This is a genomic window from Nitratireductor aquibiodomus NL21 = JCM 21793 (genome assembly GCF_000615975.1).
Taxonomy (GTDB): domain Bacteria; phylum Pseudomonadota; class Alphaproteobacteria; order Rhizobiales; family Rhizobiaceae; genus Nitratireductor; species Nitratireductor aquibiodomus.
In genome coordinates, this window is the sequence record NZ_BAMP01000117.1 from 1 (window position 1) to 11,816 (window position 11,816).

Annotated in this window: 10 protein-coding genes, 1 tRNA gene, 4 pseudogenes and 1 riboswitch; of the genes and pseudogenes, 7 read left to right on the forward strand and 8 right to left on the reverse strand. The window is 63.9% G+C overall.

Features of this window, described 5'->3' with window-relative positions:
* Positions 1-268 (reverse strand): MFS transporter (locus tag JCM21793_RS27495; protein ID WP_155983505.1); only part of this gene is annotated, 268 nt, incomplete at its 3' end.
* Positions 269-564: 296 nt separating this feature from the next.
* On the opposite strand from JCM21793_RS27495, the gene JCM21793_RS20910 reads away from it, so the two are divergent.
* From JCM21793_RS20910 to JCM21793_RS20930, 5 genes and pseudogenes are all read left to right on the forward strand, one after another.
* A complete protein-coding gene (locus tag JCM21793_RS20910) occupies positions 565-1,386 on the forward strand; it encodes a M55 family metallopeptidase (RefSeq protein WP_025031606.1) in 822 nt (273 codons plus the stop codon).
* The gene (locus JCM21793_RS20915) at positions 1,383-2,417 is read left to right on the forward strand and encodes a P1 family peptidase (RefSeq protein ID WP_025031607.1); all 1,035 of its coding nucleotides are present in this window, start codon (positions 1,383-1,385) and stop codon (positions 2,415-2,417) included. The genes JCM21793_RS20910 and JCM21793_RS20915 overlap by 4 nt, the downstream gene beginning before the upstream one ends.
* A gap of 135 nt (positions 2,418-2,552) precedes the next feature.
* The gene (locus tag JCM21793_RS20920; protein WP_025031608.1) at positions 2,553-3,623 is read left to right on the forward strand and encodes an imelysin family protein; all 1,071 of its coding nucleotides are present in this window, start codon (positions 2,553-2,555) and stop codon (positions 3,621-3,623) included.
* Positions 3,613-4,706, forward strand: a pseudogene (locus JCM21793_RS27500) (DUF1513 domain-containing protein). Before JCM21793_RS20920 ends, JCM21793_RS27500 begins: the two are co-directional and overlap by 11 nt.
* Positions 4,707-4,766: 60 nt before the next feature.
* Positions 4,767-4,919, forward strand: a riboswitch (FMN riboswitch).
* 83 nt (positions 4,920-5,002) lie between these two features.
* Positions 5,003-5,437 (forward strand): 6,7-dimethyl-8-ribityllumazine synthase, encoded by a 435-nt coding sequence (locus tag JCM21793_RS20930; protein WP_007008472.1) that lies wholly within the window; start codon positions 5,003-5,005, stop codon positions 5,435-5,437.
* Between the two features lie 64 nt (positions 5,438-5,501).
* On the opposite strand, the gene JCM21793_RS20935 is transcribed toward JCM21793_RS20930, so the two are convergent.
* Positions 5,502-6,614 (reverse strand): pyridoxal phosphate-dependent aminotransferase, encoded by a 1,113-nt coding sequence (locus tag JCM21793_RS20935; protein WP_025031609.1) that lies wholly within the window; start codon positions 6,612-6,614, stop codon positions 5,502-5,504.
* A 160-nt stretch (positions 6,615-6,774) separates the two neighbouring features.
* Positions 6,775-7,896 carry a porin gene (locus tag JCM21793_RS20940; RefSeq protein ID WP_025031610.1) on the reverse strand — a complete coding sequence of 374 codons (1,122 nt, stop codon included), beginning with the start codon at positions 7,894-7,896 and terminating at the stop codon, positions 6,775-6,777.
* A 494-nt stretch (positions 7,897-8,390) separates the two neighbouring features.
* Here JCM21793_RS20940 and JCM21793_RS20945 point away from each other — a divergent pair.
* Positions 8,391-8,481: transfer RNA gene (locus JCM21793_RS20945), tRNA-Ser, on the forward strand.
* 141 nt (positions 8,482-8,622) lie between these two features.
* The gene (locus JCM21793_RS30680) at positions 8,623-9,174 is read left to right on the forward strand and encodes a hypothetical protein (protein ID WP_025031611.1); all 552 of its coding nucleotides are present in this window, start codon (positions 8,623-8,625) and stop codon (positions 9,172-9,174) included.
* On the opposite strand, the pseudogene JCM21793_RS30685 reads toward JCM21793_RS30680, so the two are convergent.
* The 5 genes and pseudogenes from JCM21793_RS30685 to JCM21793_RS27510 all read right to left on the reverse strand — a co-directional run.
* A pseudogene (locus JCM21793_RS30685) lies at positions 9,058-10,101 on the reverse strand (recombinase family protein); the annotation flags it as partial. The gene JCM21793_RS30680 and the pseudogene JCM21793_RS30685 overlap by 117 nt on opposite strands.
* On the reverse strand, positions 10,098-10,487 hold the full coding sequence (locus JCM21793_RS20960; RefSeq protein ID WP_025031613.1) for an HVO_A0114 family putative DNA-binding protein: 390 nt from the start codon (positions 10,485-10,487) through the stop codon (positions 10,098-10,100). The gene JCM21793_RS20960 and the pseudogene JCM21793_RS30685, both read right to left, overlap by 4 nt.
* A 20-nt stretch (positions 10,488-10,507) precedes the next feature.
* Positions 10,508-10,822, reverse strand: a complete 315-nt coding sequence (locus tag JCM21793_RS20965; RefSeq protein ID WP_025031614.1) for a hypothetical protein — start codon at positions 10,820-10,822, stop codon at positions 10,508-10,510.
* A 140-nt stretch (positions 10,823-10,962) separates the two neighbouring features.
* Positions 10,963-11,183: pseudogene (locus JCM21793_RS28955) on the reverse strand (DUF2274 domain-containing protein).
* A gap of 2 nt (positions 11,184-11,185) precedes the next feature.
* Positions 11,186-11,816: pseudogene (locus JCM21793_RS27510) on the reverse strand (TraB/TrbI/VirB10 family type IV secretion system protein); the annotation flags it as partial.

Here is an 11,816-nt window from a genome sequence, read left to right on the forward strand (position 1 = left end):
CAAACGCCACGGCGAGCCCGTCGGCGGCAAGAAGCGCCAGCGCGACAGCCAGGAGCATTCGCCGGTCGATCCGGTGCGCGATGAGCCCGATGAGCGGCGCGCCAAGCGCGTAGGAAAGCGCATAGCCGGATATCAGCCAGGAGGCAGCGGCAGGCGATGCACCGAAGGCCGTTCCAATTGGTGTCAGCATTGGCGCGATCATGAATTCCGTCGCACCGACGAAAAAAACGACCAGTGCAAGCACCGGCAGAAAAAGCCGTGAAGACATGAGTTTCTCCATGAGTGAAATGAAGGATTGCAGTCGAAGCGCCGGAAAGAAGGGGGGAGGGAAGCACCGGTGAACAGACGCAGTGGTACTGCGCTTGGGGGGGCGGGGGGAAGGAAATGAGGGTGCTTTGACGTTCTGCGGATGAACCGCCTGCGGCAGGTTGCCGAACGCAATTCCTGTTTTGCACGCTACAGGTCGACCCGCAAGCCCCTGGCCTCGTTTCCGTGCGGTCGTGGGGCTGGAAATCACCGGGGTTTTCAAGTCGAATGCCAGCGATTCACTTTGGGGACCTTCACATGCACATCTTCATTTCGGTCGACATCGAAGGCGTGGCCGGCGTCAATGAGGCTCTTCAGGGCCAGCGCGGCAATCCCGAATATGAGGTGGCGCGGCGTCTCATGACCGAAGAGGCCAACGCCGCCATTCGCGGGGCGTTTGCAGGCGGCGCTGATGCGGTGACCGTTGCCGATTCGCATGGGCCGATGCGCAACATGATCGTCGATCAGCTCGATCCGCGCGCCCGCGTCGTGTCGGGTCGGACGCGGCCCCTGTCGATGATCGAGGGCATTCATGCCGGCCATGCCGGCGCCGTGCTGATCGGCTACCATGCGGCAGCCGACAATTTCGGTGTTCTCGCGCACACGATCAGCGGTCTTGCTTTCCGCCGCATAGAGGTGAACGGTGTGCGGGCGGGCGAGCCGACGCTTTTTGCCGGTCATGCCGCTGAAATCGGCGTGCCGCTGCTTGCCGTCAGCGGTGATGACCGGCTTGAAACCGAGGTCGCCGAGCAGTTTCCCGCCGCCCGCTCAATCACTGTCAAACGCTGCATCAACGCGACGGCCGCCGAAAGCCTTTCGCCGGGCGAGGCGCGTGAGAAGATCGAGCAGGAGGTGTGCGGGGCCGTTGAACGAGCGGCAGATGCCGTTGTGGAAGCGCCCTGCAGGCCGCCGCTCACCATTGATGTGAGTTTCAGCAAGCAGCTCTTTGCGGACGCTGCAGCGCTCATGCCGTTTGCGGAGCGCACCGGCGCGCTGGATATACGCTTTGGCGCCGGGAACCATGCCGAGGCAATCGGCATCCTCTCAGGCTTCTCACTGATGGCGGCGGCACTGGCATGACGGATCGCATCTTCGACAGGGCAGGCACATGGTGGGACCTGCCGGCGGGCCCCGCCAACACCATCGCCGACGTGCCGGGTGTGACCGTCGGGCACCGGACCCACCGGGAGAATACCGCGCGCACCGGCGTTACCGCGATCTTTCCCCACGATGGCGATCTGTTCCGCAATCCGGTGCCGGCGGGCCTTACGGTGCTCAATGGCTTCGGCAAGAGCGCCGGCCTGATGCAGCTTGCCGAACTGGGCCGCATCGAAACGCCGATCCTTTTGACCAACACATTCGGCGTTGCCGCCTGCACCGCGGCGCTGATCCGCCGGGCGATTGCGCAAAACCCTGAAATCGGCCGCAGCCGCCCGACGGTCAACCCGCTGGTTCTGGAGTGCAATGACGGGCGTGTCAGCGACATACAGGCGCTGGCCGTCACAGAAGCCATGGCGAATGACGCGATGGCCGCTGCTGAAATAAAATTCGCGCAGGGCACGGTGGGAGCCGGCACCGGCATGCGCACGTTCGGCTTTGCCGGCGCCATAGGCAGCGCGTCGCGGCGTGTCGCACTGCCTTCCGGTCGCACGCACACCCTGGGCGCCCTCGTCCTTTCCAATTTCGGACGGCCGGGCGATCTCAGGCTTCTGGGAGACCGCATTGAGACTCCGGAGCCGGGTCGGGCCGATCCGCAGGACAGGGGCTCCGTCATCATCGTCTATGGCACCGATGCGCCACTCGATTCACGTCAGCTTGCCCGCATCGCGCGGCGGGCGGGTGCGGCGCTGGGTCGGCTTGGAAGCTATTGGGGCGACCAGAGCGGCGATGTGGCTCTGGCCTTTTCCACTGCCAACATGCTTTCCATCGACAGCGAGATCGAGAATGTCGAGCGGCTGGCCGAGGCGCAGCTCGATCCGTTTCTCCTTGCCGCCGTGGAGGCGGCGGAAGAGGCGGTGCTGAACGGGCTCTGGAACGCGGAGCCTCTCACCGGCTATGACGGGCTCAGGCTTCCCGTCCTGCGCGATCAACTTTTGCCAAACGGGGGCTGACGCCCTTGTCCCTGCGCCCTGACGGCGTTAAGCCGGAAGCAAGGGAGCCAGCTCCGGCTTCCGGCCAGCCCTCGCACATCTCCTCTCCCCTCGGTGCGACAGCCAGCACAAAGACCCCGGCTATGGAGACCTTTGATGCATGCCCGTCTTTCCCGATCTGCCCTGATCTTGTGCCTTTCGGCCATCCCGGCTTTTGCGCAGGACACGCCGGACATGATCGCCCCCGACATTGGAAGCAGGGTTGTTGAGGGCTATGTAACCCCGGCGCTGACTCGCTTTCGCGAGACGAGCGGCGCATTGTCCGAGGCACTCGAAAAGGCCTGCAGCGGCACGCCTGAAGATGATCTGAATGCCGTTCATGCGGGCTTTGCCAACACGCTTTCAGCCTTTGCGCATGTCTCGGTCCTACGCTTCGGGCCACTGGTGGCGGAAAATCGGTTCGAACGCATTTTCTTCTGGCCGGATCCGCGCGGCGTCACCCTGCGCCAGGTGCAGGGACTGCTCGCGTCCGAAGAGCCCCTGCCGGACGATCTCACCAGCCAGAGCGTTGCACTGCAGGGCCTGCCGGCACTCGATTATGTGCTCTTCGGAGCGGGCGGAGATGCGCTGCCGACTGACGCACGGCGCTGCGCATACGCTGAGGCAATTTCCGCCAACATCGCCGGTCTTGCCGCGGAGCTGGAGGAGGCATGGGCCGAGGGCACCAGCTTCCGCGCGGCCTTCACCGCGCCCGCCGCCGACCGCGACCCATACCGTTCGAGCGCGGAAGTGGCCGGCGAGATCGTCAAGGCCGCCGGCACGGCGCTGGAATTTGCCCGCAATGCCGAACTTCTGCCGGCACTCGGCAAAACCGTCGAGAAAGCCCGTGGCAAACGTGCGCCGTTCTGGCGCAGCGGCCACACCTTCGCTTTCGTCGCAGCCCAGATCGAAGGCGTGCAGAAGCTCATCGCCGCGGCAGGCTTTGTCGATGGCCCGTCCGACCTCGTCAATACCTACGGTCGTGGCATGGACTTCGATCTCTCGCACGCCCAGGAGGCCGTGCTTGCGGTCGAAACGGCACCGGAAGAGGCCTTCTCCGAAGAACCGGACCGCGGCCGCATCTCCTACGCGACTATCGCCATGGAAGGGGCGAAGCACACACTCAATGGCGAGCTTTCCGGCGCACTCGGACTGGTGATGGGGTTCAATGCGCTCGATGGAGATTGATCGGCGGACATTTCTGGCCCTTGCGAGCGCTGCCGCAGCTTTCGGCCCAAAGCACGCCAGGGCGGATGAGGAGGCGCTGTTTCTGGGTGCCCGGCTCAACGCGGGCGGTTTTGAGGCGGCGGTGATCGACGCGAGCGGGCGTGACCGGCTCGTCCTGCCGTTGGAGGCGCGTGGGCATTCCTTTGCCATCGATGCACCGCGCCGCCGCGCCGTCGCCTTTGCCCGTTCGCCGGGCCGCTTTGCCATTGCCTTCTCGGTCGACGGCAAGGGCGAGCCGCTGGCCTTCGCTCCGCCCCCCGACCGCCATTTTTACGGGCACGGCGTCTTTACCCCGGACGGCAGGCTGCTGCTGGCCACGGAGAATGACTACGAAGGCGAACGCGGCATCACCGGTCTCTACGACGCGACTGCAGGCTTTCGTCGCATCGGCGAGTTCGAGACCGGTGGCATCGGCCCGCATGAGGTGATCCTCCTGGCGGACGGCAGGACGCTTTGCATTGCCAATGGCGGCATCCTCACCCATCCCGACTATGAACGGGTCAAGTTCAATCTGGCGACGATGAAGCCGAGCCTCTCCTATGTCGACCTTGAATCCAGTGAGATGATCGAGCAGGCGGAGCTTACCCCCGAACTGCACAAACTCTCTATCCGCCACATGACGCTCGACCGGTTCGGCGCCGTCTGGTTCGGCGCCCAGTATCAGGGCGAGGACGATGCACGACCGCCACTGGTTGGCCGTCATCGCCGGGGCAGGGCAATCGAGCTCTTCGCCGGCCCGGAGACGACCCTGAAGCCTTCGACAACTACGTGGGCTCCGTTGCAACCGATGCTTCCGGCGAGATCGTCGCCACCTCGTCACCGCGCGGCGGGCTCGCTGTATTCTGGGATGCCGGGACGGGCCGGTGCCTTGGCGAACGCTCGTTGAAGGATGGCTGCGGGCTCGCCCCACTCTCCAGTCATCGTCTCCTGGGCACCAGCGGGCGGGGCGCAATCGTCCGCACCGGCCCGGATGCGCCGCTCGAAAATGTTCGCGCCACCGATCCGGCCGCTCCCGCCTGGGACAACCATCTCCGCCGCATTTGAAGACACACCGTCACCCCGCATTTTGCGACTTGCCCCGGGCCGGTCCCGTGCTTATCTTCGCCTCGTTCTCAGGGCGGGGTGAAACTCCCCACCGGCGGTAAGCGGCACTGGCCGCAAGCCCGCGAGCGCCTTTTCGCGAGACTGCGGAAAGGGTCAGCAGATCAGGTGAAATTCCTGGGCCGACGGTGATAGTCCGGATGGAAGAGAACGCGCGGTGTCCGTGTGCCGGTTCTTCGGCGGCGGTCCATCGCCCGTGATCGCCTTGGGTGACGTGTCCGTTGCGAAAGGAGATCACGATGACACACACCCGCTACGCATTCATCAAGGCCAACTGGCACGCCGACATTGTCGACCGCGCGCTTGAAGGCTTTTGCGAGCTTATCCCGGCCGATCAGGTTGACGTGTTTGACGTGCCAGGCGCCTTCGAGATGCCACTCGTCGCGCGCGATCTTGCAGCCTCTGGCCGTTATGCCGCCGTCGCTGCCGCAGCCTTCGTCGTGGATGGTGGGATCTACCGCCATGACTTCGTCGCGCAGGCCGTTGTCGACGGGCTGATGCGCGCGGGCCTTGATACGGGCGTTCCGGTTCTTTCCGTCTCGCTGACGCCGCATCATTTCCAGCCGACCGAGCACCACACGGCAATCTATCGCGCGCATTTCGTCGAGAAGGGGCGCGAAGCAGCAAAAGCCGCCCTGATGATCGGCAGGACACGCGCTGCACTGGCTGCCTGACAGAGCGCTGTGGTGAGGGGCGGTGAAGCGTCGCGAAGTTCCGACGCCGGCCTGCCCCCCATCCTCAGCGTCGGTTGTGTGCCGCAGCCAGCGCTTCGGCGAAAGCCGCCTCGAACACATCGATTTCATCGTCCGGGCCGACGCTGACGCGTATGCAGCGGTCGAGCCCCGGCGTTGCCGGTTTGCGAACGAAGACATCGCGCTCGAGCAGCCCCTGCATCACCGCCTCGGCAGCGGCCCTGCCGCCGCAGTCGATGGCCACGAAATTGGTCGCCGAGGGGATGGAGGTCAGCCCGTTCGCGGCGGCGATTGCCGCGAGGCGATCCCGGCAGGCGCTGACCCGCTCGAGTGTTGTATGAAGATACGCCTTGTCCTGCAGCGCGGCGAGGCTTGCTGCCTGCGTGACGCCCGGCATGCCGAAATGGTTGCGGATCTTGTCGAAGGCGCGAATGGTCTCGGGCTCGCCGATCACATAGCCGCAGCGCATGCCGGCCAGCGCATAGGCCTTGGAGAAGGTGCGCATGCGCAGGACATTGGGCCGGTCGGGCTCGAAGCGGGGCAGGGCGCTTGCCGGCGCGGTCTCGCCATAGGCTTCGTCGAGGATGAGCATGCTTGTTTCAGGCAGCGATTCGATAAAGCGCTGCACCTCGTCCGCCTCCCACCAGGTGCCCATCGGATTGTCTGGGTTGGAGAGATAGACGAGGGGCGCGTTTGCGGCGATGGCCGCATCGCGCAGACCTTCGAGATTCTCGTAATCGCCCGCATAGGGCACCGTCACCAGCCGCCCGCCGAAGCCGGCGACATGATAGTTGAAGGTGGGATAGCCACCGAGCGAGGTGACGACCGGCGTGCCGGGCTCGATGTAAAGGCGCGCGACAAGGCCCAGAAGCCCGTCAATGCCCTCTCCGACGACGATGTTCTCCGGCTTTACACCATGCTCGCCGGCCAGCGCCGCGCGCAGGTCGGAGCTCTCCGGGTCGCCATACTTCCAGACATGATGCGCCGCGCGCCCAATGGCCTCGATCACGCGGGGCGAGGGGCCAAAGCCGTTCTCATTGGCGCCGAGACGGGCGCGAAATGGGCGCCCCGCGGCGCGCTCCTGCGTTTCCGGCCCCACGAAGGGCACGGTGGAAGGGAGGGATTGTGCAAGTGGGGTAAGCGGTGGGCGTCGTGTCATGGGCCGTGTCTGGTCTGTGCTTTCTCTGATTGAACGCGGCGACCCTACATCAAGCCCGGCAAGTGTGAAATCGCTTTGCGGTCTTCGGCCGCGACACGCAACACAAAAAACGGGGCCCGGCAAATGCCGGGCCCCGCTTCAAGCTATACGGCTCTTCTGATTAGAAGTCGCGCTGGAAGCGCAGGAAGCCGTGGAACTGGTCCGGATCGGTCAGGCCGTTAACCACACCGTCGAACTTGGTGTAGTTGACTGCGAGCTTCGCGTTGAAGTTCTCGACGATCTCGTAGTCGATGGTCGTGCCGATGTTCCAGGCGTTGACGTCGGTGTAGACAACGTCATGACCGACTTCGCTGTAGTATGCGCCGCCGATAGAAGCGGTCAGCTTCGGCGTGGCCTTGAAGCCGAGAACGCCAGCGAGCGACCATTCTGCACCCGGCATGACTGCCGTTGTGCCGTAGGTAGCCGTGGCAATGCCGTCGAGCGGGTTGGCCGAGTAGAAGCTCACGCCGCTTTCGTACTGGGCAAGACCCTGGATGAAGAAGCGGTCGGTGAGGTTCGCCTTGACGATACCCTTGATCGCGAATTCTTCAGCCGTTGCATCGTAAGCGGCGTAGAGGTCTGCGGAGCCCCAGCCCTGAGCGATGCCGACCTTACCGACAACATTCGGCGTCCAGTCGTAGTTGTCATCAGCTTCTTCGAGCATGACGGCGAAGGTGACGCCATTGCCAGCTGCGAAGTTGTAGCCGATGAAGTGAACGCGACCGTACGGGAAGAAGCCGCGGTCCTGCTCGCCGTGGAGACCCGTATCCCAGATCGAGTCGGACATACCCATGGAGAGGCCGCCGAGCGAGATCACTGCCTGCTGCAGGTTCACACCCGAGCTGGTCACGCCGTGCGAGTAGGCATCGCCGTCGTTCAGGCCAACCGTGGAACGGGCAGCACTGTTGGAGCTCGTGCCACGGAACTTGATCCATGCGCCAAGCGTGCCGTACTCGGTCTCGGAGCGGGCGTCGATGTTCAGCTCACCGCGAGCATACTTGTCCCAACCTTCCTGGTCGGAGAAGTCACCGTCGCCGTAACCGATCTGGTAACGGACCATGCCGCTGATTTTCAGGCAGGTCTCGGTGCCGGGGATGTAGAAGAAGCCTGCGCCGTAGACGTCGCAAACGCGCACATATTCCATCGGCTCCGGCTCGGGGACGACGATCGGGTCGGCCGCCTTGGCGCCGGTTGCAGCAGCTGCGAGAGCTGCGGAGCCAATCAGAAGGCTCTTGAGTTTCATGTTCTGACCTCCAGTCAAAGTTCTAAATGCGGGTCTGGGTATTTTGCTGAAGGACAGCGTTCCCTGCCCCATCCCCAAGAAAAGAAAAGTTCGCGCTTTCGCGCCCCCTTTCCGAGCCTGACATTACTCATGAGGCGCCGGGTTCAACCGCGATTACGCGGCAAGCCCCCCTGACGGTCGTCTATCCGGAATGGCTGTTGCACAAATGACACGATCTGAGCCGCCGGGTAAGTCTTTCTTAACACTTGGAGGCCGGATAGCGGCATAACAAACGCGTTCCGGGGGATGGATTTACCGTAGTGCAGGGACGAATCGAGTCAAATTGATACGGAATCACTGGTATCGGGCCCGGCGATTCCTCGCCGCGATTTCCGGTGATTCATGCAGCCGCCCATCGTGCGCCGGGCAGGATGCAGAATTTCCTTATAATAAAGCACGGAATCGCGAATGCCGTATTGATTGTGCGGCCGGTTTTCTTTATCCAGCCTTTCGCCGGAGAGGTGGCCGAGTGGTCGAAGGCGCTCCCCTGCTAAGGGAGTAGACCTCAAAAGGGTCTCGTGGGTTCGAATCCCATCCTCTCCGCCATTTTAGTCCGCCTCTGGGCACGCCAATCGCCGCCGATAGCCGCCCTTGGCCAGCAATAAGCGTCCTTAGCAGCTCCGTCTTTGATCCCATGATGCGAATTGCGTCATCGGCGACCTCGACTCGCTGCGCCAGGGCGCGCAGATGATCCCGCCGGTAGCCGCCTTCGCTGCCCCGGATGCGCTCGCGTGCGCGGCGGGCGAAACCATGGATCATCGAGGGGCTGATGGCGCTGTGGCTGGGGCTTTCGAGCAACGCCTGCGCGCGGTCGGCATCGATCTTGGCCTGATCGCGGATGACCTTGAGGCCGGCGATGCGCTCCGCAAGCGCCGGGTCGTCCAGGTCGGCCACGCCTGCCTCTATGGCGTCGTAGAGGCGCTTCAAGCGCAGTTCCGATTCGGCCGCTCGCCGCTGCAATTCGGCGATGTGCTGGCGTCGACGTTCGGCCTGATCCTCGCGGCGGCCGAGGATGCTGCCGAGCAGCATTTCAAGCCGGTTGGGATCAAGCAAGCGGTCCTCAATATGGCTGACCACCATGTTGTCCAGCTTGTCCATGGGGATCGCGCGGCCCTTGCAGCCCGTCTCGCCCTGCCGGGCCTTGATCGAGCAGGCATAGTAGCGGTAGCGGCCGCTCTTGCCAGTGCGGATGGTCATGGCCCCACCGCAATTGCCGCAATAGCAGATGCCGGTCAGTAGGGTCGGCCCGATGACGACGCGCGCGGGCAGTTCGGTCTTGGGATTGCGGGCCTGTAGAAGCTTCTGCACCGCGTCGAACGTCTCCCGCTCGATGATCGGCGGAACCGGGACGATGACGATGTTGTCGGGCGATTGCGGGTCGCCGTGCTTGCTCCGCTTTCCCCACTCGTGCTCGCCGATATAGGTGCGCCGCGTCAGTACGCGGTGAACCTGCCCGATGCCCCAACGCCCGCCGTCGCGGGTGAAGATGCCCTTGCGATTGAGATATGTGACGATGGCCTTGACGCCCATCTGGCCGTTATCGCCCTCGCCCTCAAGGGCGAGACGGTAGATGAGCCGGATCGTGTCGGCGTGCAGCGGGTCGATTTCCAGCTTCTTCTTGGTCTTCGCGCCGCGTTGTTCCGCGGCCGCGATGCGATACCCGATGGGCGGCAGCGCGCCGTTCCAGAAGCCTTGGCGCGCGTTCTCCTTCAAGGCGCGCGTGACGTGCTTGGCGTTCTCCTTGGACTGGTATTCGTCGAACAACGCCATGATCCGGCGCATCATGTCATGGATCGGATCGTCCCCAAGCTCCTGGGTGATGGAAACGAGCCGGACGCCGTTCTTGGCGAGCTTCCGGTAGTAGTATTCCATGTCAAAGGCATCGCGGAAGAAGCGCGAGAAGCTGTGAACCAGTACCACGTCGAACGGTGCGGGCTTCGAGGTGCCGGCCTCGATCATACGCTGAAACTCGGGCCGGCGGTCGTTGGTGGCGGTGTTGCCCGGCTCCACATAGGTTTCGACAAGCTGATAACCGCGCGAGGCGCACCAGGCTTCGCCCTGCTTGCGCTGATCGGGGATCGACACGTCATGCTCGGCCTGACGCGGGGTCGAAACGCGCAGATAAAGGGCGGCCCGCAAGGCGACGGTGGGCGATTGTGCGTTCATTTGCGGGTTCCTTTCTTTTTGCGGCGGTCGAACAAGGGGAGGACCAACTCCACACGGTCATGGATGACCTTGGGGACCAGCTTGAGGCCCTTGCCCTTCTCCATGCGGATAAGGCCGCAACCCTCCATTTTTTTGAGCGTGCGTGAGATATTGGGGCCAGCGCGGCCGGTGATCTGCGCCAGTTCCTCCAGCGAGCCGGGTTCCTGCTCGTGGATGACGCGCAGCAATTCCCGATTGCTCGCCGACAAAAGCCGGGCGAACGATTCCGTGGACGCGAACCAGACGGTCGGTTCGCCGGGTGCGGACTGTTCCTCGCCTCTGGCGATCCGCATGGTGCGGGCCTTCATTTCTTCGGGGTCGGCGATCCCGACTTTCAGCGTGGTCATGGCAAATCCCGGCGCTCAAATCACTCCATATCCCTATCATCACGAGATAGGCTTGTAAAGCCAGGAACGGGGTCGAGCGAGTCGAACATTTCATCGAAAACGTCGGCGAACCAGCGCTCGAACACCTGAATTTCAGCCTCGGTGATCGGCACTTCGTCGGGCCAGTCGTCTATGACGGGTAGCTTCTCAACGTCGAAGACATGCGACGGGCTTCCGCGCTTCGGGCTGATGCGCGGCGCGGGATCGTCGTCATAGTCGTAGAGGTCATCGGGGAGCGTTTTCGGGACCGGCTGTCGTGGTCGGCCCCGTTGGGCGGAACGGTGTTTGGCGCACATGGAATCCTCCGTGGTTCGCGGGATTCCGGGCGGCTGGAAGCCCCGGAATTAGGCGAAGCATGGAGGGCGATAGGCGGTCTGTAGCGTGCCGCATTTGAGGGGGTGCGTTGGCGGCACCCCCTCTTTGCAGGGACGACAAGTCAGCCGGAGTTGCGCCGGGCCTTGGCGAAGCGCGATCCGTAGCGATGAAGCGCTCCAGCATCGGCACGATGAGCTTGAAGGGATCGGCGACGGGCTGGCCGCTCTCGCGGGCCAGAACCTCGGCATAGGCAACCAGGTCGCGGTGAAGCGGCCCCGGCAGCTCCACGGTGGCTTTCACCGGCTTGTCCTCGATGATGGGGCCGAGTTTCAGTTTCGTCATGGTCAGCCTCCCGCGTTCTCGAATACCAAGTCGCGGGTGACGATGATCCTGACCGGGAAGCCCGGTCGTATCGTCAGCGTCGGCGCGACCTGCAACTGGCGCTGGACGATCTGCTGACCTGCCTGATTGACGGTATCCTGCGCCCCGTCGCGGATAGCGCGGATAAGCCGGTCCTCGTCGCTGGTCGCCAGCTCGGCCCCGACTGCAAGCAGGGTGGACAGACCGGCGGCCTTCATCAGATCCCACCAATGGTAATCAACCCCATCTTCCAGACCGGCATAGCCGCTGGCGTCCGCGCCCGGCAGGCGCTCAAGGACGATGGAGCGGCCGCCCGGCAGGATCAGCCGATTCCACACCAAGAGCACTCTGCGCTGGCCGAAGGTCACGCCATCGTCATACTGGCCGATGATCCGCGTCCTGCGGGATCAGGAGCAGCGAGCCGGTCGGGCTGTCATAGACGTTTTCCGTCACCTGCGCCGTGATCTGGCCCGGCAAATCCGACCGGATGCCGGTGATGAGCGCTGCCGGAATGACCGCTCCTGCCTGAAGAATGTAGGGCGATGCCGGCGGCGCGACGCGATCCGGGGCGACGATCTGGCGGTCCACCGGGCCGTTGAGGAAAGCGGTGTGACG

What these genes read in the sequence shown, in the direction of transcription:
- JCM21793_RS20965 (WP_025031614.1), bottom strand. Translation starts at nt 10,822, where the DNA reads ATGTGCGCCAAACACCGTTCCGCCCAACGGGGCCGACCACGACAGCCG.
- JCM21793_RS20960 (WP_025031613.1), bottom strand. Translation starts at nt 10,487, where the DNA reads ATGACCACGCTGAAAGTCGGGATCGCCGACCCCGAAGAAATGAAGGCC.
- JCM21793_RS20910 (WP_025031606.1), top strand. Translation starts at nt 565, where the DNA reads ATGCACATCTTCATTTCGGTCGACATCGAAGGCGTGGCCGGCGTCAAT.
- JCM21793_RS20915 (WP_025031607.1), top strand. Translation starts at nt 1,383, where the DNA reads ATGACGGATCGCATCTTCGACAGGGCAGGCACATGGTGGGACCTGCCG.
- JCM21793_RS20940 (WP_025031610.1), bottom strand. Translation starts at nt 7,896, where the DNA reads ATGAAACTCAAGAGCCTTCTGATTGGCTCCGCAGCTCTCGCAGCTGCT.
- JCM21793_RS20920 (WP_025031608.1), top strand. Translation starts at nt 2,553, where the DNA reads ATGCATGCCCGTCTTTCCCGATCTGCCCTGATCTTGTGCCTTTCGGCC.
- JCM21793_RS30680 (WP_025031611.1), top strand. Translation starts at nt 8,623, where the DNA reads ATGATCCCGCCGGTAGCCGCCTTCGCTGCCCCGGATGCGCTCGCGTGC.
- JCM21793_RS20930 (WP_007008472.1), top strand. Translation starts at nt 5,003, where the DNA reads ATGACACACACCCGCTACGCATTCATCAAGGCCAACTGGCACGCCGAC.
- JCM21793_RS20935 (WP_025031609.1), bottom strand. Translation starts at nt 6,614, where the DNA reads ATGACACGACGCCCACCGCTTACCCCACTTGCACAATCCCTCCCTTCC.